The sequence below is a fragment of the Microbacterium sp. BG28 genome, assembly GCF_034044005.1.
Classification (GTDB): domain Bacteria; phylum Actinomycetota; class Actinomycetes; order Actinomycetales; family Microbacteriaceae; genus Microbacterium.
This window is the reverse complement of record NZ_JAXCHA010000001.1, coordinates 296431-317856: the sequence shown is the minus strand read 5'-3', so window position 1 is coordinate 317856 and position 21426 is coordinate 296431. Positions and strand designations below refer to the sequence as shown.

22 protein-coding genes and 3 tRNA genes are annotated in these 21426 nt (G+C 68.9%); 14 read left to right on the top strand and 11 right to left on the bottom strand.

Annotation, left to right across the window (positions count from 1 at the left end):
- Window positions 1-93: 93 nt before the first annotated feature.
- The 6 genes from SK224_RS01600 to SK224_RS01575 all read left to right on the top strand — a co-directional run bounded on the left by SK224_RS01600 (window position 94) and on the right by SK224_RS01575 (window position 5695).
- Complete coding sequence (locus tag SK224_RS01600) at window positions 94-771, top strand: class I SAM-dependent methyltransferase (RefSeq protein ID WP_234075530.1); 678 nt, start codon at window positions 94-96, stop codon at window positions 769-771.
- Window positions 772-819: 48 nt separating this feature from the next.
- Window positions 820-1881 carry a polyprenyl synthetase family protein gene (locus tag SK224_RS01595; protein WP_320433096.1) on the top strand — a complete coding sequence of 354 codons (1062 nt, stop codon included), beginning with the start codon at window positions 820-822 and terminating at the stop codon, window positions 1879-1881.
- A gap of 71 nt (window positions 1882-1952) precedes the next feature.
- On the top strand, window positions 1953-3326 hold the full coding sequence (locus SK224_RS01590; RefSeq protein WP_320433095.1) for an FAD-dependent oxidoreductase: 1374 nt from the start codon (window positions 1953-1955) through the stop codon (window positions 3324-3326).
- Between the two features lie 50 nt (window positions 3327-3376).
- Window positions 3377-4348, top strand: a complete 972-nt coding sequence (locus SK224_RS01585; RefSeq protein ID WP_320433094.1) for an alpha/beta hydrolase — start codon at window positions 3377-3379, stop codon at window positions 4346-4348.
- A gap of 121 nt (window positions 4349-4469) precedes the next feature.
- The gene (locus SK224_RS01580; protein ID WP_320433093.1) at window positions 4470-5036 is read left to right on the top strand and encodes a manganese efflux pump MntP family protein; all 567 of its coding nucleotides are present in this window, start codon (window positions 4470-4472) and stop codon (window positions 5034-5036) included.
- 212 nt (window positions 5037-5248) lie between these two features.
- Window positions 5249-5695, top strand: coding sequence for a CueP family metal-binding protein (locus SK224_RS01575; protein ID WP_320433092.1), 447 nt, complete (start codon window positions 5249-5251; stop codon window positions 5693-5695).
- A 193-nt stretch (window positions 5696-5888) separates the two neighbouring features.
- Here SK224_RS01575 and SK224_RS01570 read toward each other — a convergent pair whose 3' ends face one another.
- The 3 genes from SK224_RS01570 to SK224_RS01560 form a co-directional block, all read right to left on the bottom strand.
- Window positions 5889-6425, bottom strand: a complete 537-nt coding sequence (locus SK224_RS01570; RefSeq protein ID WP_320433091.1) for a sigma-70 family RNA polymerase sigma factor — start codon at window positions 6423-6425, stop codon at window positions 5889-5891.
- Between the two features lie 95 nt (window positions 6426-6520).
- Window positions 6521-6901 carry a YybH family protein gene (locus tag SK224_RS01565; RefSeq protein ID WP_320433090.1) on the bottom strand — a complete coding sequence of 127 codons (381 nt, stop codon included), beginning with the start codon at window positions 6899-6901 and terminating at the stop codon, window positions 6521-6523.
- Between the two features lie 90 nt (window positions 6902-6991).
- Window positions 6992-7480 (bottom strand): YajQ family cyclic di-GMP-binding protein, encoded by a 489-nt coding sequence (locus SK224_RS01560; RefSeq protein ID WP_137417904.1) that lies wholly within the window; start codon window positions 7478-7480, stop codon window positions 6992-6994.
- 67 nt (window positions 7481-7547) lie between these two features.
- Here SK224_RS01560 and SK224_RS01555 point away from each other — a divergent pair, with 67 nt between their 5' ends.
- The 3 genes from SK224_RS01555 (at window position 7548) to SK224_RS01545 (ending at window position 9140) form a co-directional block, all read left to right on the top strand.
- A complete protein-coding gene (locus SK224_RS01555) occupies window positions 7548-8039 on the top strand; it encodes an FBP domain-containing protein (RefSeq protein ID WP_320433089.1) in 492 nt (163 codons plus the stop codon).
- Entirely contained in the window at window positions 8036-8950 is a 915-nt protein-coding gene (locus SK224_RS01550; RefSeq protein WP_320433088.1) for a PfkB family carbohydrate kinase, read from the top strand. Before SK224_RS01555 ends, SK224_RS01550 begins: the two co-directional genes overlap by 4 nt.
- 105 nt (window positions 8951-9055) lie before the next feature.
- Window positions 9056-9140 (top strand) — tRNA-Tyr (locus SK224_RS01545).
- A 47-nt stretch (window positions 9141-9187) separates the two neighbouring features.
- Here the strand turns inward: SK224_RS01545 and SK224_RS01540 are convergent.
- A complete protein-coding gene (locus tag SK224_RS01540; RefSeq protein ID WP_320433087.1) occupies window positions 9188-9838 on the bottom strand; it encodes an META domain-containing protein in 651 nt (216 codons plus the stop codon).
- Window positions 9839-9948: 110 nt separating this feature from the next.
- On the opposite strand from SK224_RS01540, the gene SK224_RS01535 reads away from it, so the two are divergent.
- Window positions 9949-10917 (top strand): hypothetical protein, encoded by a 969-nt coding sequence (locus tag SK224_RS01535; RefSeq protein WP_320433086.1) that lies wholly within the window; start codon window positions 9949-9951, stop codon window positions 10915-10917.
- A 54-nt stretch (window positions 10918-10971) separates the two neighbouring features.
- On the opposite strand, the gene SK224_RS01530 is transcribed toward SK224_RS01535, so the two are convergent.
- On the bottom strand, window positions 10972-12558 hold the full coding sequence (locus tag SK224_RS01530) for an NAD(P)/FAD-dependent oxidoreductase (protein ID WP_320433085.1): 1587 nt from the start codon (window positions 12556-12558) through the stop codon (window positions 10972-10974).
- 51 nt (window positions 12559-12609) lie between these two features.
- On the opposite strand from SK224_RS01530, the gene SK224_RS01525 reads away from it, so the two are divergent.
- The 4 genes from SK224_RS01525 (at window position 12610) to SK224_RS01510 (ending at window position 15266) form a co-directional block, all read left to right on the top strand.
- A complete protein-coding gene (locus SK224_RS01525; RefSeq protein WP_320433084.1) occupies window positions 12610-13416 on the top strand; it encodes an inositol monophosphatase family protein in 807 nt (268 codons plus the stop codon).
- 137 nt (window positions 13417-13553) lie between these two features.
- A complete protein-coding gene (locus tag SK224_RS01520; RefSeq protein WP_320433083.1) occupies window positions 13554-15014 on the top strand; it encodes a M23 family metallopeptidase in 1461 nt (486 codons plus the stop codon).
- Between the two features lie 69 nt (window positions 15015-15083).
- Window positions 15084-15155, top strand: a tRNA-Thr gene (locus SK224_RS01515).
- Between the two features lie 34 nt (window positions 15156-15189).
- Window positions 15190-15266 (top strand) — tRNA-Met (locus SK224_RS01510).
- Here SK224_RS01510 and SK224_RS16760 read toward each other — a convergent pair.
- The 6 genes from SK224_RS16760 to SK224_RS01475 all read right to left on the bottom strand — a co-directional run bounded on the left by SK224_RS16760 (window position 15223) and on the right by SK224_RS01475 (window position 21407).
- Window positions 15223-16866 (bottom strand): recombinase family protein, encoded by a 1644-nt coding sequence (locus SK224_RS16760; protein WP_413816756.1) that lies wholly within the window; start codon window positions 16864-16866, stop codon window positions 15223-15225. The genes SK224_RS01510 and SK224_RS16760 overlap by 44 nt on opposite strands.
- Window positions 16867-17024: 158 nt before the next feature.
- Window positions 17025-17306, bottom strand: a complete 282-nt coding sequence (locus SK224_RS01495) for a hypothetical protein (RefSeq protein WP_320433080.1) — start codon at window positions 17304-17306, stop codon at window positions 17025-17027.
- A 161-nt stretch (window positions 17307-17467) separates the two neighbouring features.
- Window positions 17468-17917, bottom strand: coding sequence for a hypothetical protein (locus SK224_RS01490; protein WP_320433079.1), 450 nt, complete (start codon window positions 17915-17917; stop codon window positions 17468-17470).
- Entirely contained in the window at window positions 17914-18771 is an 858-nt protein-coding gene (locus tag SK224_RS01485; RefSeq protein ID WP_320433078.1) for a replication-relaxation family protein, read from the bottom strand. Before SK224_RS01485 ends, SK224_RS01490 begins: the two co-directional genes overlap by 4 nt.
- Window positions 18772-18988: 217 nt before the next feature.
- Complete coding sequence (locus SK224_RS01480) at window positions 18989-21160, bottom strand: hypothetical protein (RefSeq protein ID WP_320433077.1); 2172 nt, start codon at window positions 21158-21160, stop codon at window positions 18989-18991.
- On the bottom strand, window positions 21153-21407 hold the full coding sequence (locus SK224_RS01475; protein WP_320433076.1) for a hypothetical protein: 255 nt from the start codon (window positions 21405-21407) through the stop codon (window positions 21153-21155). The genes SK224_RS01480 and SK224_RS01475 overlap by 8 nt, the downstream gene beginning before the upstream one ends.
- Window positions 21408-21426 lie beyond the last annotated feature (19 nt).

The window sequence follows — 21426 nt, the reverse complement described above, 5'->3', positions numbered from 1 at the left end:
GGGTGCGCACGCACGCCTTAGGCTGGTGGTGTGACCGAGAGCCCTGACCAGCACCGCGCCGACCTCGGCAAGGATCCGGGCCGTGTCAGCGGCATGTTCGACGAGGTCGCCGCCGGTTACGACCGCACCAACACGGTGCTCAGCCTCGGCAACGACCGGCTGTGGCGCGTCGCGGCGACGCGCGCGATCGCGCCGCGCGCCGGGCAGCGCATCCTCGATCTCGCCGCCGGCACCGGCGCGAGCGCCGTGGCACTTGCCCGCAGCGGCGCGGAGGTGGTCGCCGCCGACTTCTCGCCGGGGATGATCGCCGAGGGCGTCAGGCGCCACGGGCACATCATGAACCTCACCTTCCAGGAGGCGGATGCCACCGCCCTCCCGTTCGAGGATGCATCGTTCGACACCGTCACCATTTCGTTCGGTCTGCGCAACGTCAACGACCCGCACGCGGCGCTCGCCGAGATGCGACGCGTGACCAAGCCCGGTGGCCGGCTGGTCGTCTGCGAGTTCTCGCACCCGCCGCACCCGCTGTTCGCCGGTCTCTACCGCTTCTACAACGACCGCGTCCTCCCCGTCGTGGCCCGCGGTGTCAGCTCGAACGCGGACGCCTACGACTACCTCAACGAGTCGATCAAGGACTGGCCCGACCAGCGCACGCTCAGCGGCTGGATCCGGGATGCGGGCTGGGTCGACGTCGCGCACCGTGACCTCACGTTCGGCATCGTGGCGCTGCACCGCGCGCGGGCACCGTTCGCCGAGCCCGCACAGAACTGAGGGTCCGCAGCGGGGCGAGCCTCTCCGGCCCGCGGGTAGGCTAGAGGAGTGACACGGAGCCCCTCTGCGCCTGGCGCGCACCTCGCGAGCAGACTCGGCCTCGCTGACCGTGTCTTCGCCGGTCCCGTCTCTCGCCGACTGCAGAAGACCGTCGAAGACGGCCTGGCCAAGGTCGAGGCCCACCTCGCCGACGAGCTGCACGTTGCCGACGCACTCGCCGACGCCACGAGCCGCTACCTCTACGAGGCCGGCGGCAAGCGCGTGCGTCCGATGCTGACGGTGCTCACCGCGCAGCTGGGCGACGGCGTCAACGAGCAGGTCATCGACGCCGCATCCGCTCTCGAGCTCACCCACCTCGGATCGCTGTACCACGACGACGTCATGGACGGTGCGGACGTGCGCCGGGGCGTGCCCGCCGCGCACTCCGTCTGGGGGAACAGCGTCGCCATCCTCACCGGAGACCTGTTGTTCTCCCGCGCGAGCCAGATCATGTCGCGCCTGGGCGACAAGGCCATGAAGCTGCAGGCCGACACCTTCGAGCGGCTCGTGCTCGGGCAGATGCACGAGACCGTCGGACTTCAGGCGGGCGATGACCCCGTCGACTTCTACCTGCAGGTGCTGAGCGACAAGACGGGCTCGCTGATCGCGGCCTCCGCGCAGGCCGGTGTGCTCTTCTCGCACGCCCCCCTCGCCTACGAAGAGCCGCTGCTGACCTTCGGAGAGAAGGTCGGTGTGGCCTTCCAGCTGCTCGACGACGTCATCGACCTCTCGGCGGATGCGGCAGAGACCGGCAAGGTGCCCGGCACCGACCTGCGCGCGGGCGTGCCGACCATGCCGTACCTGTTGCTCGGCCGTCTCGACGATCCCGCATCCGTCGACCTGCTGGCGCGCATCGACGCCGGCGTGGCGCAGATCGCCGACGGGGCCGACCCGTCGCTGCTGGACGATCCGCTGGCCGAGCTGCGCGAGCACGCCGCCACCGAGCAGACCCTCGCGCTCGCGCACGAATGGTCGGATGCGGCGGTCGCCGCCCTGGAGCCGCTCCCGCGCGGTGCGGTCCGCGAGGCGCTCACACGCTTCGCCGACGCGGTCGCCGACCGCAGCAGCTGATCTCCGCGCCTGCGAACCAGAGCGCTCGAGGCGTCGCCACCGACGCCGCTGTATCCCTCGAAAGGACTCCCATGACCAAGCTCCGGCTGGCCATCGTCGGCGCAGGACCCGCGGGTATCTACGCGGCCGACATCCTGCTGAAGGCAGAGCGCGCGTTCGACGTCTCGATCGATCTGTTCGAGCACCTCCCCGCTCCCTACGGCCTCGTGCGCTACGGCGTCGCCCCCGACCATCCCCGGATCAAGGGCGTGATCACCGCGCTCCGCGACGTACTTGACCGCGGCGACATCCGCCTGTTCGGCAACGTGCGCTTCGGTGAGGACATCACCCTCGACGACCTCAAGAAGCACTACAACGCGGTGATCTTCGCCACCGGCGCGATCCGCGACGCGGACCTCGACATCCCGGGCATCGACGCGGAGGGCTCCTACGGTGCTGCGGACTTCGTGAGTTGGTTCGACGGACACCCCGATGTGCCGCGCACCTGGCCGCTGGATGCCTCCTCGGTCGCCGTCATCGGCAACGGCAACGTCGCGCTCGACATCACGCGCATGCTCGCCAAGCACGCCGTCGATCTGCTGCCGACCGAGATTCCGGAGAACGTGCACGCCGGGCTCGAGGCCTCGACCATCACCGACGTCCACGTGTTCGGTCGCCGTGGCCCCGCCCAGGTGAAGTTCACGCCGCTCGAACTGCGCGAGCTCGGCGAGCTGCGCGACGTCGACATGGTCGTCTACGACGAGGACTTCGACTACGACGAGGCCTCGCTCGCCGCGATCGCGAGCAACAAGCAGGTCAAGGTCATCGACCGCGTGCTGCAGGAGTGGCGCACTCGTCCGGGTGCGAACGGCGCCGGCGGTGAGGCTTCTCGCCGCCTGCACCTGCACTTCTGGGCCAAGCCCGTCGAGGTCAAGAAGGATGCGGCGGGCCGTGTCGCGGCGCTGGTCTACGAGCGCACGCGTCCTGACGGCGAGGGCGGCGTCGCCGGCACGGGCGAGCTGCGCGAGGTTCCGATCCAGCAGCTGTACCGCGCGGTCGGCTACTTCGGCTCGCCGCTTCCCGGCCTCCCGTTCGACGAGCGCCACGGTGTCATTCCGAACCTCGAGGGTCAGGTGCTCCACCCCGACTCGAACGAGGTCGTCCCCGGCGTCTACGCGACCGGTTGGATCAAGCGCGGCCCGGTGGGCCTGATCGGGCACACGAAGTCCGACGCGATGGAGACCGTGCGCCATCTCATCAACGGTCAGGCGTCGTGGTGGCAGCCCGAGGACGCGTCTGCGGAGGCGATCCCCGCCCTGCTCGCCGAGCGTGGCGTGCGCTGGACCGATCTCGAGGGGTGGCACCGGCTCGATGAGCACGAGATCGCCCTCGGGGCTCCCGCGGAGCGGGCGCGCATCAAGGTCGTGCCGCGCGATGAGATGGTGGCGATCTCGCGCGGCGAGTGAACTCCCGCCGGATCGGTCGCTGCCCGGACGCGCATCGCTAGGCTGACGGCATGAACGCCTGGGTTCCCGACATCCTCGGGCCCGGGTTCGCGCAGCAGACCCTGCCGCTGGACCTTCCCGCGGACGACGGGCCGCTGGTGGCGACCCTCGTGCGGCACCTGCCGCATCCGTTCGGCCGGCTGATCGCGCCCCTCCGCGACGTCGACGTGCTGTACGTCCACGGGTGGTCGGACTACTTCTTCCAGACCGAGCTGGCGCGTTTCTGGGCCCGACTCGGTGCGCGCTTCTACGCCCTCGACCTGCACCGGTACGGTCGGAGCCTGCGCGAGGGACAGGTTCCCGGCTACGCCGACAGCCTCGATGAGTACGACGCCGACATCGCGGCGGCGCTCGCCGCGATGGGGCCGCGCAACAACAGGCGCCTCGTGCTCCTCGGGCATTCCACGGGCGGTTTGACGCTGTCGCTCTGGTCGGCACGTCACCGCGGCACCGCGTCCGCGATTGTGCTCAACAGTCCCTGGCTGGAGTTCCAGATCGGGTCGTTCGGGCGTCAGGCCATCGCACCCCTCATCCAAGCGCGGGCTCGCGTTCAGCCGCGCGGGTCGCAGCCCGTCGTCGACCTCGGGTTCTACACGCGGGCGCAGACCGAACTCGGCGTGCTGCCGGTTCCCGGCTATCGCGAGCAATGGCGTCCGGCGCAGGGCTTCGCGACGCATCCCGGCTGGCTGCACGCCGTGCTGGAGGGGCACGCGCGCATCGCCGCGGGCGTGGATGTGGGAGCGCCCGCATTCGTCCTGCTCTCTGCGCGCTCATCGTCGCCCATCCGCTGGAGCGAGCAGATGACCTCGACCGACTCCGTGCTGGTCGTCGACGACATCGCGCGCGCCGCGCTCAAGCTTGGTCCGCTCGTGACGGTCGCGCGCATCCAGGGGGCGGTGCACGACGTGTTCCTCTCAGCACCCGAGCCGCGACGCGTCGCATATGCGGAGCTGGAGCAGTGGGTGCGCGCGCGCTTCCACTGATGTTGGGGAAGCCGAAAAGCTGACAATCGCGCGGCGGAGTTGAGTTCGGTTTTCCGAAATCGGCAGGCTGGAGGATGCGGGCCATCGCCCGCATCCTCCCACCCACCCCACCAGGAGCGTCATGTCGTTCTGGGCATTGCCCCTGCTCGCTGTCGGCGTCTCCGCCGATGCCTTCGCGGTCGCTCTCGGCAAGGGCCTGCAGCTGCGCTCGCAGATCGTCCGCAACGCCCTGGTGCTCGCGCTCGCCTTCGGTCTCGCACAGGCGCTCATGCCGCTGCTCGGATACCTGCTCGGCAGCGCGTTCGCCGCGTTCATCGAGCCGTTCGACCACTGGGTCGCCTTCGCGCTGCTCGCCGCCGTCGGCGTCAAGATGCTCTGGGAGGCGCTGACTCCCGACAAGGACGGCGCGGAAGCCGGAAGCACCCGCCTCTCCACGCGGGAGACGATCGTGCTCGCCGTCGCGACCTCCATCGACGCGCTCGCCGTGGGCTTGAGCTTCGCGTTCCTCAACTTCCCGGTATGGATCGCGGTCATCGCCATCGGTCTGGTGACCTTCGTGCTGTCGTTCGCCGCGGTGCTCATCGGGCATCGCATCGGCACCCGCTTCCGTCGTCCGGCCGAGATCGTGGGCGGCCTTGTGCTCATCGGCATCGGTACGCAGATCCTGATCTCGCACCTCACGGCCTGACGACTTCGCATCCTCTCCCGTCATAGAAACGGGGCGACGCGATGCGGGCGTTCCCCGTGGACGCTTGGCTGGGAGACATGCAGCGTCGAACCTCCCTCTCTCTCGGGCTTGCCGCCATCCTCCTCGCCGCGGGGACGGCGCTCAGCGCATGCAGCGGCCCTGTAGCGCCCGCTGTCCCATCCGCGGCCGTCTCCTTCGCTGAGATCGAGTCGATGAGCGCAGTGCAGGCGATCGACGCGCTGCAGGCGGTTCCGGTCTCCGATCGGGCGACCGACTACTCGGCATCGGTGCGCCCTGACGCACTGGTGCTGACCACCGGCGACGGCCGCGAGGTCGATAAGCCCCTGCCCGAGGATTCGTTCCACCTGTCGGTAGCCCCGTACGAGGTCTCGACGCACGAGTGCTTCTTCCACAACCTGACGAGCTGTCGCGGCGAACTCGGGGGACGCGCGTTCGAGGTCACGGTGGTCGACGGCGCCGGCGTCACGATCCTCGATGAAACTCTCGTGGCGGCGGACAACGGATTCGTCGGCTTCTGGCTGCCTCGCGGCATCGAGGCAACGCTGACCGTGCGCGCCGGAGATGAGGTCGCCGTCTCGTCCATCGCGACCGGACCCGAGGACCCGACCTGCCTCACCGACCTGAAACTGCAGGTCTGAGCCCAACAACGAGAAAGCCCCTCCCGCGAGGGGGAGGGGCTACACGACACGACATCGCGCTTCACGCGACGACGATGACCCGAACATCCCCGGCGCGCGGTGTTGCTTCGCCCCAGGCTCTCACCCCTCACCGGGTCCCGGCAGAATGTGAAACGACTCTCATGACGTTCTCACGCGGGGTGAGCGGTGGTTCTCAGCCCGCCTCCTCCATGCCCGCCTTGCGGCACGCGGCGAGTGCCTTGCGGGCGCGGGCCACGCGCTGGCGCGCAGCGGCGGCGGTCAGGCCCAGCCGCTCGGCGATCTGGGTGCTGGACAAGCCGTCGACGACGCTCAGCAGAAGCGGCCGGCGAAGTTCGTCCGGGAGATCGTTGATGGCCGACAGTGCGCCGGCGAGCAGGAGCCGCGTTTCGACGTCGATGGCGGTGTCGGCGTCGTCGCTGCGGTCGTCGACGATCGGAACGACCGGATGCCGGCGTCGCTGTCGGGCGAGGTCGTAGGCGGCGTTCCGGGCGATCGTGTCCAGCCACGAGCACATCTGCCCGGGCTCGGGCGAGTGGATGCGTTCCACCGCGCGCCAGGCGCGCATCACCGCATCCTGCGCGACATCGTCCGCATCGGACGGGTCGATGCCCAGCGAGATCGAGCGCCGGCGCAGTCGCTGCGGGTCGGAGCGGATCATCGCCTCGAGGGCGGCGTGCGTGCCAGACGGGATGGGGGACGCTGACGACATAGGAGAGTTCATTCGTTCGGAGGATGGCGCAGAATCCTACCTACGCGGCCGGTGAGCGGGGGCGGCGATCGAGCGCCACCCCCGCCCCCTCACGCTCAGACGGTGCCGAACGGGTTGTCGATCGCGTAGCACCAGCCGTGCTCGTCGTCGTAGACGGCGACGTCGGCCGTGCTGCCGCCGAGCGAGACCTGGTTGCCGTCGGCGGCGGTTCCCTCGAGCTTCCAGTCGGCGATCGCCAGGCCGACGGCGCCGTTGACGAACACGTTGCGCACGGTCATCGAGATCGGCAGGCCGATCGCGAGGAACTGCTCCAGGGCGCCCGCGACCGCCTCGTCGCCCGTGACCGGCTGACCCGGGGCCGGCACGAAGACGGCGCCGGGGGTGTTGAGCGCGGTGAGGGCGGTGAGGTCGCGCGCGTTGAAGCGGCGGGCGAACTCGGCGGGCAGCTGGTCGAGCGAGGTGACGGGAGAGGTCATGGTCTTCCTTTCGATGTGGCCGCGAGGTGCGGTCACCGAGGAAGACGTCGCAGCCGCCGGGCCGTGACGAGAAAGTTCGTCAGCCGTCGGTTACCGGTAGTTGGTGAACTGCAGGTCGACGTCGAGGTCGGCGGCCTTCAGCAGCCGCTGGACTTCCTGCAGGTCGTCGCGGGACTTCGACTGCACGCGCAGTTCGTCACCCTGGATCTGGGATTTGACGCTCTTGGGGCCCTCGTCGCGGATGATCTTGCCGATCTTCTTCGCGATCTCCTGCGAGATGCCTTCCTTCAGCGTCGAGACGATGCGGTACTCCTTGCCGCTGGCGGTGGGCTCGCCCGACTCCAGGCTCTTGAGCGAGATGCCGCGCTTGATGAGCTTGGTCTGGAAGACATCCAGCACCGCGTTCGCACGGTCTTCGCTGTTGGCCTTGATGAGGATCGACTCGCCGCTCCACTCGATGGAGGCGTCCGTGCCCTTGAAGTCGTAGCGCTGCTCCACTTCCTTGCGGGCCTGGTTCAGGGCGTTGTCGGCCTCCTGCCGATCGATCTTGGAAACGATGTCGAACGAGGAATCTGCCATGCCGCGATTCTTCCACGGGCGGATGCGGCCCGCATCCGGCGTCCGCGCCGATTCGTAGACTTGTGTCATGCGGGCTCTGACGGAGGAACAGGTGCGCGAGTCGTTCGTGAACGCCGCGCCGGATGAAGTCCGGGTGGCTGCCATGCCGCACGACTTCTTGCTCACCGACTGGGACCACCTGGACTTCCTGGCGTGGCGTGACCCGCGCTCGCGCGGCCGGGGCTACCTCGTGACCGAGTCCGAGGGTCGTCCGGCGGGTGTGGTGCTTCGCGCCGCGGAGGGCAACGGTCGCGCACGGTCGGCGATGTGCAACCTGTGCCACACGATGCAGCCCGGAGATCAGGTCGCGCTGTTCACCGCGCGCCGAGCGGGCGAGGCGGGCGAAAGCGGTGACAGTGTGGGCACGTACATGTGCGCCGACCTGTCGTGCCACGAGACCGTGCGGTTGGCGGCCCCTCTCGCACCGAGCGAGATCCGGGCGAGCGTCGATCGCCGTATCGATGGCACACGCGCACGGGCTGAAGCGTTCGTCGGGCGCGTGAAGGGGGAACAGGCATGACCGCAGCAGGACGGGTCGTCGTCATCGGAGATGCGCTGATCGACGAGTTGCGCGACGACGCCGGCGTGCGCGAGTTCGTCGGGGGAGCGGCCCTGAACGTGGCCGTCGGGTTGGCCCGGCTGGGGCTTCCGACCACGCTGATCGCGATGGTCGGCGACGACGAGCCCGGCGACCGCATCCGCGCCTATCTCGACGACTTCGGCGTCGAGCTGGTGGCGACCCCGTCGCCGCACGGCTCGTCGCGCGCGGTGAGCACCCGCAACGCAGGCGGGGAGCCGGTCTACGTGTTCAACGAGGCGGCGTGGAACCGCCGCATCCACTTCGGCGACGAGGAGCGTCGCGTCATTCAGGATGCGGCGATCACGGTCGTCAGCTGCTTCCCGTTCGACGACGCGGCGCAGGCCGCCGAGCTCGCGGATGCGGTGCGCGCCGCCGACGGGCTGCTCGCGGTCGACCCGAACCCGCGCGAGGGCATGATGCACGATCGCGCCGCATTCGTCGCGGGCTTCGAGGAGCTCGCCGCGCTCGCCGACCTCGTGAAGATCGGCGACGACGACGCGGAGCTGCTGTACTCGGCGCCGCTCGACACCGTGCGCGACCGGATGCGGGAGCTCGGCGCGGTGGCCGTGCTGACCACGCGCGGTGCGCAGGGTGCGGGCGTCGTCACGGATGCGGTCGCGATCGAACGCCCGATCGCCTCCGTCCCCGGTGCCATCATCGACACGATGGGGGCGGGCGATGCGGTGCTCTCCTCCGCCGTCGCGTCGCTGCTGTCCGAGCATCCGAGTGACGAAGCCGCGTGGGTGACGCTGGTGGACACGGCGATGGAAGTCGCCGCCGCGACCTGCCGTTTCGAGGGTGCGCTGCTGCGCCTGCCCTCCGCGCTGTCGGGACTCGATCAGGGCTCCTGAACCGCCGCGCGCGGGCCCGCCGCGGATTTCTGAGTACGTCGGCGAGGGGGTAGTATCGGAGATCGCGCCTCTGGTCGACTGTACAAGCTGGGCAGGTGCGCACTTGGCGAGTTACCCAAGCGGCCAAAGGGATCTGACTGTAAATCAGCCGGCGTAGCCTTCGGGGGTTCGAATCCCTCACTCGCCACCATCTGTGAGAAGCGCCCCCCCTCGTGGGGGCGTTTCTCGTTCCCGCAATCAGCGCCCCGCTCGAGTGAGTGTGTTCGTCAGCGCGCCGTCGCGGTCGAAGAGCTGCAGGCTGTCGCCGTCGACGACGGCGTTGCGCATGGCGCCGAGTCGATCGGTCGTCTCCGCGCAGGCGACGAGTGTCTGCCCGACATCGCGGAACACGACCGTGTCTTCCGACAGGACCCACCCTCCGCCGACCGCGTTGCAGCCGTCGTATCCGCCGAAGGTGCCGTCCTGGAGGAATGTCAGGTGGACCTCGTCGTCACCGTCCGCCTCCCATCGACCGAGGGGCGCGGAGTCGGATGCGGCGCCGATCGTGAATCCGGGTGAGAACGCGACCGCGACGAAGGAGGCGGCGGGCATGAGAGCGAGTAGCGCCACGATCGCGACGGTCAGCCGGCGCTGAGTGCTCGTGCCCCGCAGCGCGATGAGCACCGCGACCGCGTAGAGCACAAGGGTGAGGAGTGAGGCGACGACGCCGCTTCCCGCCCGGTACGACGCCCAACAGTTCGTGGGTGGCGGATCGCTGGCCGGGCATACGCCGGATCCCACCGGAACGGCGGCGAACCAGATGAGGGCGAGCGTGCCCGCGGTGAGCAGGGTCGCCGCGGCGACGGTGTTTCGCACCTGTCTGCGGTCGCCTTCCCCCTTCGGCGTCATGTGACCGAGCCTAGGGGTGGACTCCATGCCGCCCGCAACCCTCCTCGGCGGATCGGGCTGGCATGCCAGGATGAGGGGGCGGGCGAGGGGCGCCCGCGAAGGGAGCCGTGATGTCCGCGCCGCAACCGCCCGTCGCACCGTCCGCCGCGCCGACCACCGAGTCGTCGAGCCCGAACCGTCTCGTACGGGCCGGCATCTGGGTCGCCATCGGCGCTCTGATCGCCGCGGCGCTCGTGAGCGTCGTCTGGGTGCTCATCGGCTCTCAGAACGGCATCGTCGGACGCGCCTTCCTCACGATCTTCCTGCTCGCCGCCTTCGCCGGCGTCTCGATCCTCGACGCGCACCTCGCTCCCAGGCGCCCCGGATGGTTCGTGCTGACGAGCATGATCGCGTGGGTGCTGATCCTCATCGTCGGCGCCTTCCTCATCTGGATGCCGGAGCGGCCCTCCTTCGACGCATACCGCTACGGCGAGGGGCTCACCAGCTTCACGCGATTCCTCTCGTTCCTGTTGATCGTGCTGATCGTGCAGCTCGCGGTGCTCCACGTGCGTCTGTACACCAAGGCCATCGTGCGCGTGCCCACCCTGTTCAACCGCATCGTCGGATACGTGACCGTCGGCCTCGTCGCAGCCCTCGTCGTGCTGCTCGTGCTGCCGCTGACGATCCAGGAGTGGGTCGACTTCTTCGACGTGTACTGGCGCATCGTCGTGGCCGTGACCATCCTGGCCGCCGTCGGCACCGCCCTGGTTCCGCTGGTCAACCTGCTGTTCGGCCCCAAGACGCCGCGCCCCCAGGCGGCGCCTGCGACCTGGCCGGTCGCCGCTCCGCAGGCGTGGCCGACCTATGCCGACCGCGTCACCCCGCTGCCGGCCCTCCCCGACGGCTCGCCCGACTGGCAGGCGTACTACACGGGATACCCGACGGGTTGGCACCAGGCGCCGTCGGCGGTCTCGCCCACAGTGGAGGCGGCGTACGGCTCCCAGCCGCCCGCATCCGCAGCGCCGGTCACGCCGTCGGAGCCGCCCGCGGCGCCCGGCTACGAGGGCTTCCCGCCCCCGCCGCCGCTGCCCCCGCGCTGAGCAGCCGTACCCCGCAGCCCGGCTCTGCGATCTGTGTGGAGCGCCTACATGTGATCAGCCGGGCAACAGCGCGAGCGCGGCCATCGCCGCGTTGTGACCGCCCAGGCCGCTGACGGCGCCGCCGCGCGCGGCGCTGGAGCCGCAGCGGAGGATGCGGGAATGTGCCGTGTCGACGCCCCATGTCTCGGCGGGGGAGGCCGCATCCGCCTCGTCCTCACGCCACGGCCATGACAGCGGACCGTGGAAGATGTCGCCGCCGGTCATGCCCAGCGACTCCTCGAGGTCCGCGGTGGTGCGCGCTTCGATGCAGGGCGCACCGGTCGGGGTCTCCCAGATGCAGTCGGCGAGAGGCTCGGCGAGCACGGACTCGAGTGAGCGCTCCGCGGCCGCCAGCAGGGTGGCGCGCATCGCGTCGGGGTCCGCGCCGTTCAGGAGCCGATGCGGCACCTGAAGTCCGAACAGGGTGAGCGTCTGCGCGCCGGCCTCGCGCAGCTCCGGCCCCAGGATCGAGCGATCGGTGAGGGAGTGGCAGTAGATCTCGGCCGGCAGCGGGTCGGGAATGCGGCCGGCGACCGCCTCCGTGTACGCGGTGTCCAGCTGGGTCATCGTCTCGTTGACGTGGAACGTCCCCGCGAACGCCGCCTCCGGTGCGACGTGGCGGTCGTGGAGTCGGGGGAGCCGGCGCAGAAGCATGTTGACCTTGACCTGCGCGCCCTCAGGCTCGGGTCGTTGCGGGGCGTCGGCCCCCGCCCCGGCGAGCAAGTGGTCGAGCACGGCCGGCCCGACGGCGGAGAGCACGAGCCGCCCGGTGACGACCCCCGCATCCTCCCCGCCGTAGCGCACTTCGCCGTCGGGGCTCACGCTCGTGACCGGGGCGCCGATGCGGATGTCGGCGCCGGCGTTGCGCGCGGCGCGCTCCAGCTCCGCGCTGACGTGTCCCATCCCGCCGACCGGCACGTCCCAGTCCCCGGTGCCGCCGCCGATCACGTGGTACAGGTAGCAGCGGTTCTGCCGCAGCGAAGGATCGTCGGCGTGTGAGAACGTGCCGATGAGTCCGTCGGTCAGCGCGATGCCGCGCGCGAGATCGGTGTCCAGACTCTCCCGCAGCAGCGTCCCCAGCGGCTGCGTCGTGACCGCATCCCACAGCGCGTCGTCGCCGAGCGCCGTGCGCAGAGCGGATGCGGTGGGCAGTGGCTCGGTCATGGAGGGGAAGACCGTACGCGCCAGCGGTGCGAGCCGCGCGTTCAGCCGCCGGTAGCGATCCGACTCCACGGCGCTGCCCGTCGCGCGGCGGAAGCTCGCATCCGTCGCCTGCGCGTCAGCGGTGTCGACGAGCACGCCGCGCGCCGGGTCGGCCGGGTCGGGCGTGTACGAGGAATAGCGCCGGCGCCGCAGGGTCAGGCGCAGTCCGAGGTCGTCGACGATGCGGGCGGGCAGCAGGCTCACGAGGTAGGAGTATCGCGACAGTCGTGCCGAGACGCCGGCCCACGGAGATTCCGAGACGGCCGCTCCTCCGGTGTGGTCGAGGCGCTCCAGCACCACGACCGAGCGTCCGGCGCGGGCGAGGTAGGCGGCGGCGACGAGGGCGTTGTGGCCCCCGCCGACGATCACGACGTCATGGGTCGGTGCGATGACGGTCATGCCGCCACGCTAACGGCCGACCCTCGCCCGGCGCGACGGTAGCGTGGGAGCATGCCTTCCGCTCTGGATCTGCAATCGCTCGCCATCGAGGTCGCGAAGGAGGCGGGGGCGCTCGCCGCCCGGCGGCGCCGCGAAGGTGTGCAGATCGCCGCAACCAAGTCTGCGCTGGCGGACATCGTGACCGACGCTGATCGCGAGGTCGAGCAGCTGGTGCGTGAGCGTCTCGCGGCGGCGCGTCCCGACGACGGCTTCCTCGGTGAGGAGGGCGGCGTGGCCGCATCCTCCTCCGGCATCACGTGGGTCGTGGACCCGATCGACGGCACCGTCAACTACGCCTACGGCATCCCGGCCTATGCCGTGAGCATCGCGGCCGTGTCGGGGGAGCCCGACCCGCAGCAGTGGGAGGCGTTGGCTGGCGCCGTCTACAACCCCGCCGTCGATGAGCTCTTCACCGCGGCGAGGGGCGAAGGAGCGCGGCTCGTGTCGTCGATCGAGGGCGAGCGGATGCTGCGCGTCGCCGAGCCGTCGGATGCGGGTGCGCTGCTGGCCACGGGCTTCGGATACGACCCGGCGACCCACGCGCCGGCGCTCGAGCGCCTCGCCGGGGTGATGCCGCTCGCGCGCGACCTACGCAGAATCGGTGCGGCCTCGCTGGATCTGACCGGTGTCGCGGCCGGCCGCATCGACGGCTACTACGAGAAGGGTCTGTGGCCGTGGGACCACGCGGCAGGGGCCCTCATCGTCGCGGAAGCCGGCGGGGTCGTGGCGGGACTCGGCGGCAAGCGCGCCGACCGCGAGATGACGATCGCGGCGGCACCGGGGCTGTTCGCAGCTCTGCTCGCCCGCCTCGAAGACTGATGCGCGCGCATGGCATTCTCAGGCTCCGGGTTGTAGTGTTTACCTATTCGTTATCTTCGTCGCCCGAACGAGGATGAGCACCTCCTTCCGTTTTCCCTGTCGCTGCCCGTGCGACCGAGACCGAGGCTGACTACGTTTTGACCCCCCTAGATCCCCAGGCGGAGACCGCTCCCACGCGACGCTCCGGCCGGAACCGCACGACTGAGGCGGCTTCTTCAGGGACCTCGGATGCGGTCGCTCCGCTCACCCGCGCACAGCTCCGCGCGCGCCAGGCGGCGGCGCGCCCCGCGCCGGTCTGGTCGGCGCAGCGCGCCGAGACGCCCGTCGCCGAGCCCGAGCTGGTGCTCGAGGTCGTGCCGGAGCCGGTCGCTGCCGCAGAGGTCACGTTGTCGATGCCTGCGGAGCCGGTCGCGGCCGCCGACGTCACGCTGTCGGTATCGGGGCCCGAGGCTCCCGCCGCTGAGGCGCCGCTGACCCGCCGCCGTGCCCGTTCGCTCGTCCAGGCCTCCGTCGCCGCGGCGACGCCCATCGACGTCGCGCTGGACGCCATCGACGACGAACCGGTCGCCCTGCCGGTCGTCGACACCGTGTCGGTCGTCTCGGAGACCGAGGCGGGCCCCGCCGAGTTGCCCGTCGCGGATGTCGCGGCGGATCTCGACGACGAGGCGCGTGTGTTCGCCGAGGCGGTTCTCGCCGACGAGGCCGAAGCGCACGCGATCGCCGACGAGTTCGAGGCCGCTGCCCGGCTCTTCTCCTTCACGGGTGAGACCCCCATCCAGGTTGCCGCGGCCGCGATCGCCGATGAACCCGTCGCAGCGGCGGAGGTCGCCGAGGCGGCTCCCGCGAAGCGTCGCCGCTTCAGCGGTGCGGCGTTCAAGCGTGCGACGGCCGCATCCGCCACTGTCGGTGCCATGGGAATCGTCGGGCTGCTGGCGATCGGCATGACGACGCCCGCCGAGGCGGTCTCGGGTGCGGGCAACTCCGCCGCCGCATCCGTCTCGATCGCGACCGGTTCGAAAGCCGGCACCTCCAGCGCGCTGTCGAGCGACGAGATCCAGGCGTACGTGGCTCCGGCCGATGCGCAGGTCACCGCCTTGAACCGCAGCGACTACTCCACGGCGTCGACCGCGGAGCTCGCCGCCGAGTCGGGCATCACGCACTACTCGAACTTCTTCACCAACAACGCGAACAGCCCCATCCAGTGGCCGTTCAAGGTGGGCGTCTCGATCAGCTACGGCTTCGGGATGCGTGACGGCACGATGCACGAGGGCCTGGACTTCACGCCGGGCGAGGGTGCCGAGATCCAGGCTGTCGCCGACGGCGTCGTGCGCACCGCGACGGAGAGCGGCGGCGGGTACGGCGTGATGATCATCATCGATCACGTCATCGACGGCAAGCTCGTCTCGACCCGCTACGGCCACATGCAGTACGGCTCGCTGCAGGTGAAGACCGGCGACACCGTGAAGGTGGGCCAGTTCATCGGTCGTGTGGGCGACACGGGCCACTCGTTCGGTGCGCACCTGCATTTCGAGGTTCTCGACAACGGCACGACGGCGATCGACCCGCTGCCGTGGCTGCGTCAGCACGCCGGCGGCTGACCGACCGTGTTTCGTCGGGGCCCTGGGCTCTGATATTCTTTTCTGGTTGCCCGGATTGCTCCGGGCAGCGCCCCGATAGCTCAGTGGCAGAGCACTTCCATGGTAAGGAAGGGGTCGTCAGTTCAATCCTGACTCGGGGCTCGCAGCATCCGGTGGTCCGCCGCCGGAACGTCGCGGCAGGGTAGCTCAGTTGGTGAGAGCGCACGACTCATAATCGTGAGGTCGCGGGTTCAAGCCCCGCTCCTGCTACCAAAGTACTCATACTCGAACAAATGACCTTGAGATAATGGTCTAGGTGTTCGGATCCAGAAGCGCCGGAGTTTTCTCCGGCGCTTCTTGTATTGGCGGGCATGCTGGGACTGTTGAGCACAGCGTCGCGGATGTCAGCGACGAGCGGTTGGAACTCGCGGGCGACTGTGGACTGGTGGACGTCGTCGTCCACCCAGATGCGGGAGAAGAACGCGGCGAGGAGCTTGCGCTTGACCGCGCCGGTCGCTGCAATGAAGAGGGCATCGGGTCGGGCCATCAGGTCGAGGTAGCTGAGCACCATCTCGGTGCGCTGCTGGAGCGACTCGGTAGTGGTGTCCAGGCTGGTACGGATCTCGTGCTTCTTCACCTGCAAATCTCGGAGCCGAGTGCGGAGCTTGTCGGTGGCGAGCGCTCCGTCGGCTGCGAGGTCGACGAGGCGTTCTTCTTGGACGTCGAGCTTCTTGAGTTCCTTCTGCAAGCGCGCACGTTGCTCGGCGTGACGGGAGAGGACGTGGTTGAGTGCTGCTTGCACTTTCCCTTTCGCTTCGTCGATGGCGTCGGGGGAGAGGCGGAGGCTGGCGAACTCCCGGGTCAGCGCGCGCTCAAGTTCGTTCGTCGGGAGGTAGGGCAGGTCGCAGAGACCGTCTTGGCGTCCTCGGCAGAGGAAGTACTCGTAGACCTGATTGGCGTGATTCTTGGCCTCGGCGAAGATGAGGCGGTGCTCGCGCCCGGCGTCGTGGCAGCGGCCGCAGTGCAGCATGCCGCGGGCGAAGTGGTTGTGGACGCGGTCACGTTGTCCCCTCTTCACGCGGGCGTCGATGACCTGTTGGACCCGGTCGAAGAGCTCTGGGGTGATGAGTGCCTCGTGTCGCCCCGGGTAGACGTGTCCTTTGAAGGTGACCATGCCGAGGTAGTAAGGGTCGCGGAGGATCTGACCGAGTTGGCTGCGTGAGAGCGGACGCTCGGGCCACTTACTGGACTTGCGGGTCGTGAGTCCCTGTTCGGCGAGCATGGCGGCCAGCTTTGAGGTGCTGTACTCGCCGGTCGCGTACTGCTCGAAGGCCCAGCGGATGAGTGGCGCGCGTTGTTCGTCGATGCTGATCGTGTTGACGAGGCGCCCGTCGAAGTCCTTGCGATCGTTGATGTAGCCGAGCTTGGCGCGACCGACGGTGCCGCCGTTCTTCGCCTTGTTGAGCAGCTTCTGCTTAATGTCCTCACCGCTCTGGCGGACCTGAACTTCGTTCACGATGTCCGTGACGGCTTCCATGGCCTCTGCCATGTAGCCGTCGCCGAAGTCTTCCTTCGCGGAGATGAGCTTGACGCCCATGCCAGCGAGGATGCGCTTCGTGATCGCCGCGTCACCGGCATTCCTGAAGGCACGCGAGCGCATGTAAATCACGACGTACGCCACCTCAGGGTGTTCCTCGACGTAGCGCAGAAGCTCTCGGAACACAGGACGCTTGCCGATCGACTGCGCCGAGTTGCCTGGCTCCAGAAACTCCTTTATGACGGGGGCGTTGACCCGCTTCGCCCGAACCAAGCACAGCTCGCGCTGGGTTGCGATGGAGTTCCCGTCGGCGTCGATGTCGATCGCAGTGAGCATCTGCCGAGGAGTCGATACGCGGAGGTACAGGACCGCTTGGCCCTGGATGCCGAGATCGAACTCCGGCGGAGCAGATCCGTCGAGGCCGAGGAGGTGCTCCCAGCCAGCGAATGAGGTGCGGCGACGTCCAGACGCCGTGCGCGGTTCGAGGTCACTGCTCATGGGCGTGAGGCGCTCGCTTTCGTGGGTGTGACGCTGTCCCGCTGTGCGGCGAGGCGCGCTGCCTTTGCGCGAGCCTTGCCTTCGCGGATCAAGCGTCCGTGTTCTTCCGCTTCGGCTTCCAGCAACCCCGATGTAATCGCTCTGAGGGCCTGGGCGAAGTAGCTGTCGACGGCAATGGGTCGCTTCGTCCCCACGAGTAGGGGCGACTTCTCTACTGCCTGGTTGCGTAGATGGACGGTGTTCTCCTCGCGGTGAGGGTTCTGTTCTTGTTGTGTCATGTTGTTCTCCTTTTCTGCCCGCTTTCGGCGGACTTAGCTCCTTGATTTACGCTCACTTCACCTCTTATGTCGAGATGCATGGTGACGTGGTTTTTGCATCACTGACCTGGGGAAAACTCTCGATCCTTGTCGATCGCGTGAGGGATGCGGTGAGTGCGGGATTACTTGTAGAACGCGTGCCACCAGCCGTCGAGACGGACGACGTCGTAGATGTCGAGGATCTGCTTGTCGATCGCCGCGTAGTTCCAGATGAGGTGGTCTTCGGGAATGCCCTGGGTTCTGATGACGTCCTTTACGGCGTCCAGCCAGCCGAGTCCTTCGAGGACGTCGTGGCGGAAGTGGCTGAACTGCTCCCAGGCGTCGACGTAGGTGCGGTAGAAGACCTCCTCGAGGTTCTTGGTGGCGACGTCGGTGTCGTGAAGGAGGAGGTAGGCGGCGAACCCTGCTCCCGCTTCTTTGGTAAGCCGCAGCACCCGCAGGGCTTGGTCGGGGTCATCGATGGTGGTGAGTGTTCCGTCGATGACGGCGGCTTCCTCGGGTCCGAATCGGTCGTCTTTCCAGGAGTGGTCCTCCGGACGTCGGTCTGCCGGTGGTGGTACTTCGGGGCTCATCGGGTACTCCTCTCCTGGGTATCGGGTGTCATCACCAGGTGGGCCTCAGGGTCGTCGAGCACCGTGGTGAGCTGGTCGGTCGTCGCGCAGACGAACAATCGGTCGTCCAGCTCTGCGGCGGCCTGGATGGCGGCCCGGAGGCGGGCCACGCGCGCCGCTGCGGGCAGAAGCCAGAGCACCCGGGGGAAGACCCCATGTTCCGCCTGGGCCTGGCCGGTGGCCTTGTAGGCGGCGTAGGTACGGCACTTGGCGAGCAGGACGGGCAGGCTCTCGGTGCCGAGGTCGAACTCGACGTACCAGTGGTCGTCGTAGTCAGGGGTGGTGAGGTGGGCGTAGAGGTCGGGCTTGAGGATCGTGGCCGTCCCGCCTCGGGTGACGAACGGGCGCCAGGAGTCGGGCTCGCCGTCGATGCGTCCGATACTGAACGCGCCAGTGCGAGCGTGGCGGATCACGGTGACGTGCGTCTCCGTGACGGCGAGGGTGTGGGCCAGGAAGGGTGTGGACACGGCGGCGAAGCGGCGGCGGCGGGCGCCTTCCGGCCTGGTGAGGCGTTCGCCAGGCGCATCGAGATACCAGATGCTGGCGGCAGACCCCCGGACGCTGCCGCCGACGCGGCGCTCGAGGCGGGCGACGAGCCGATGGTGCAGCAGCCGGTGGAGGACGCGAATGCAGGCGCGAGTGCCGGCGGTTGGGGTGGCGTGCTCGGCGAAGAAGACGTCTCTGAGCTGGGTGGTGGTGGCGTAGCGGTGCCGGTTGAGGAACGTCAGGATGTCTTCGTCGCGGGGCAGGAGCTCGGATCGCAGCAGGAGCAGCTTCGACGGTCCGGCTCCGGTGCGGGGCAGGCGCATTGTCATGAGCGCCCCTTTGCGTCACGGGTAGTGCTCGACAGGGACTCGGCCGGTTGGCGGGCGTCCAGGGACTCCGCCAAGGGCGGAGTAGTCCGCTCCCAACTGGGGCCATGAGCCGCAGAAAGACGCGGGAAAGGCTGGGTGGAAGTGTCAGCGATCGGACGGTCGAACGGACGAGCGATCGGACACCGTTCCCCTCTTCTGATGACTTTGAGTTGGGTAGTCATGGGCGGGCCTTTCGGCGTCGACCGATGGGCTCGTCGGTGTCGGCATCACTCTCTTCGATCTGCAGTTGTTCAGACATCACTCCGTGGCCATCGCCCTCCGTGGCCACCGCGCCGGGCGTCTCGGCTGCCGTCGGAATGGCCCCGTAACGGGCGCGGCTTTCGGCCAGGACGGCGTCGGGGTTGGAGATCGCAACCGGTGGCGGCAGGGTGACCGCTGAGAACCAGCCAGACTGCACCCCACCACTCATGAGGTCGACGTAGACGTGGAACGGCGGCAGCTTCATGACGTCCTCCGGGGTGAGGGCGGAGTGCTTCGTGACGGCGGCGGCGTCAGCGGGGTCGGCCTGGAACTGGATCTTGTTGCGGGAGTTGGCGGCGATGCCGGCGAGCAGGTTCGTGGGCATCTGGGCGCGGTGCTGATGAGCTAGATGCCAGGCGACGTTCATCGAGCGAGATTGCTCCAGGGCTTCGCCGAGGTCGGATTCGTGCTTCACGAACATCTGCGCCTCGTCGAGGTAGATCGAGACGGGGCGGCGCTGCTCCTTCGGCACGTCGGCGCGGGCGAGCGTTTGTTGCCACAGCTGGCTGACCAGCAGCGAACCGACCAGCTCTGCCGCAACAGGCCCCAAGAGCCCTCTGTTCAGCGGCACCACGAGAATGCGGGGCTTGTCGAAAAGGTCGTGCAGGTCGAAGCGCGGCGCTGCCTGATCGAGTACTGCGCGGATGGAGGGGCGAAGCAAGAACTGGCGCAGGCGGGTCAGGACGGGGCCGATCATGGCCGAGCGTGCTCCGGCGCTCATCGCGTCGTACTGCGCCCAGAACTCGACCAACGACGGGTCGACAACGGTCTTCGTGAAGCTGCGCCGGTACGGGGCGTCGGTGAGCAGGCGCGGGAGGTTCGCCAAGGTCGAACCTTCCCGCCCAGCGAGCGTCAGGAGTGAAGCGTGGACAGCATCGCTGGTACGTGGGCCGAACGCCGACGGGAAGAGACCGCGGAACACGGAAAGGAGGCGGTCAGCGACGAGCGGCGCTTGGTCGCCGGCTCCTGCGAAGGGGTTCAGCCCGACCGGTTCGGGGGAGATCGGGTCGAGGACAACAACGTCGCCCGAGCGCGCCTCAGGGATGACGGTAAGGACGTCCATGGCGAGGTCGCGTTTGGCATCGATGACCACAACGCTTCGGCCCGCGGCGACATCTGCGGCGATGAGGTTGAGGAGCACGGTGCTCTTGCCGACGCCGTTGGGCCCCATGACATGGCTGTGCCGGACGGCATCCTTCATCGAGATCCCGACAGGACGGCTCGGGCCGGGGGCGTCGGTGGTGGCAAACACCCGCTCGCTGCTTGGTGTGAAGCCTGCGGGTGGGGCGATGAGTCGCGGGTAGATCGACGGCATGCCGGGGAGCGCGGTATCGCCGGTGGGCCAGCCTACGAGGCAGAGGGCTTCGGCCGCGGTGAGGCGCAGCGGCTTCTTCGCGGGGATGACGGCTTCGTCGACCAGCTTGGGGCTGTCGGAGGCGAGGTCGATCCGGGTCGACCCCGTTTGGAGCTGTCGTAGCGCGGCGAGGACGGCGTGGACGAGGAGGCGACGTCGGACGGGGCTGGCAGCGGTGACGCCGATACGGATGGTGGCGCGGAACCGATACTGAGCCAGCTTGTCGCGCAGATCCGCCCGAACCTCCAACGGCGCCTGGCGGCTGCCCTTCATGATGAGGTCGAACAAGCTCAGGTTCGGATCCGGCGTCGAGGCCGGCAGCGGCTGCGGCGGAACGCTGGCGCCGAGGATGACTTGTAGCACCAGCACGTCCCCCTTCCCGACTGCCCCTGACAGGGCGGCGTAGAGGGCGCGGAGGGCAGCTCCGGTAGTGTCGAGGCTGAGACCGAGGTTCCGCTGACGAATCCGCACGCGCCCGGCCCGTTCCACCGGCACGCGGTCGGATTCCAGATCCGTCACGGTGACGCCAGGCAGGAGACGCCGCAGGCTGCTGCTGACGCCAGCGACCGTGGTGCGGTGCCCGCCCATCAGATGACGGATGGTGCCACCTTCGGCGCGGGCTTCGAACACGAGCGGCCCACGGGCTTCGTCGGCGGCGAGCGTCTCAAGGAAGCCGAGAGCGGTGGCGGCGTCGAAGGGGCGCGGCCAGTGCAACTGACGCCAGGATTCAGTCATCGGCATCCCCATCGATCGCGTTGTCGGCGACTGAGGTGTTGAGACCGTCGATCTTCGTGGTCGTCGCGGTGGCGGTGCTGTCGGAGACCTTGTCGCGGCGCTCGGCTTCCTCTATGGCAGCGTGCTCGAGGAGGGCGCGGGCGAGCGCGTCGTAGTCCGGATGCTCGCGACGTTCTCCGCGGACACGGATGCGGTACTGGCGGGGCGGACGTCCGCGCCCCCGCTTCGGTGACGATGACCGGCTCATCGGTGGGCTCCGTTCACGT

Excerpts from the sequence above, each read along its gene's own strand:
- SK224_RS01560 (WP_137417904.1), bottom strand. The coding sequence starts at position 7,480 with ATGGCAGATTCCTCGTTCGACATCGTTTCCAAGATCGATCGGCAGGAG.
- SK224_RS01600 (WP_234075530.1), top strand. The coding sequence starts at position 94 with ATGTTCGACGAGGTCGCCGCCGGTTACGACCGCACCAACACGGTGCTC.
- SK224_RS01530 (WP_320433085.1), bottom strand. The coding sequence starts at position 12,558 with ATGACCGTCATCGCACCGACCCATGACGTCGTGATCGTCGGCGGGGGC.
- SK224_RS01590 (WP_320433095.1), top strand. The coding sequence starts at position 1,953 with ATGACCAAGCTCCGGCTGGCCATCGTCGGCGCAGGACCCGCGGGTATC.
- SK224_RS01495 (WP_320433080.1), bottom strand. The coding sequence starts at position 17,306 with ATGACACAACAAGAACAGAACCCTCACCGCGAGGAGAACACCGTCCAT.
- SK224_RS01565 (WP_320433090.1), bottom strand. The coding sequence starts at position 6,901 with ATGACCTCTCCCGTCACCTCGCTCGACCAGCTGCCCGCCGAGTTCGCC.
- SK224_RS01525 (WP_320433084.1), top strand. The coding sequence starts at position 12,610 with ATGCCTTCCGCTCTGGATCTGCAATCGCTCGCCATCGAGGTCGCGAAG.
- SK224_RS01490 (WP_320433079.1), bottom strand. The coding sequence starts at position 17,917 with ATGAGCCCCGAAGTACCACCACCGGCAGACCGACGTCCGGAGGACCAC.
- SK224_RS01570 (WP_320433091.1), bottom strand. The coding sequence starts at position 6,425 with ATGTCGTCAGCGTCCCCCATCCCGTCTGGCACGCACGCCGCCCTCGAG.
- SK224_RS01575 (WP_320433092.1), top strand. The coding sequence starts at position 5,249 with ATGAGCGCAGTGCAGGCGATCGACGCGCTGCAGGCGGTTCCGGTCTCC.
- SK224_RS01555 (WP_320433089.1), top strand. The coding sequence starts at position 7,548 with ATGCGGGCTCTGACGGAGGAACAGGTGCGCGAGTCGTTCGTGAACGCC.
- SK224_RS01485 (WP_320433078.1), bottom strand. The coding sequence starts at position 18,771 with ATGACAATGCGCCTGCCCCGCACCGGAGCCGGACCGTCGAAGCTGCTC.
- SK224_RS01540 (WP_320433087.1), bottom strand. The coding sequence starts at position 9,838 with ATGACGCCGAAGGGGGAAGGCGACCGCAGACAGGTGCGAAACACCGTC.
- SK224_RS01475 (WP_320433076.1), bottom strand. The coding sequence starts at position 21,407 with ATGAGCCGGTCATCGTCACCGAAGCGGGGGCGCGGACGTCCGCCCCGC.
- SK224_RS01550 (WP_320433088.1), top strand. The coding sequence starts at position 8,036 with ATGACCGCAGCAGGACGGGTCGTCGTCATCGGAGATGCGCTGATCGAC.
- SK224_RS01585 (WP_320433094.1), top strand. The coding sequence starts at position 3,377 with ATGAACGCCTGGGTTCCCGACATCCTCGGGCCCGGGTTCGCGCAGCAG.
- SK224_RS16760 (WP_413816756.1), bottom strand. The coding sequence starts at position 16,866 with ATGCTCACTGCGATCGACATCGACGCCGACGGGAACTCCATCGCAACC.
- SK224_RS01580 (WP_320433093.1), top strand. The coding sequence starts at position 4,470 with ATGTCGTTCTGGGCATTGCCCCTGCTCGCTGTCGGCGTCTCCGCCGAT.
- SK224_RS01480 (WP_320433077.1), bottom strand. The coding sequence starts at position 21,160 with ATGACTGAATCCTGGCGTCAGTTGCACTGGCCGCGCCCCTTCGACGCC.
- SK224_RS01535 (WP_320433086.1), top strand. The coding sequence starts at position 9,949 with ATGTCCGCGCCGCAACCGCCCGTCGCACCGTCCGCCGCGCCGACCACC.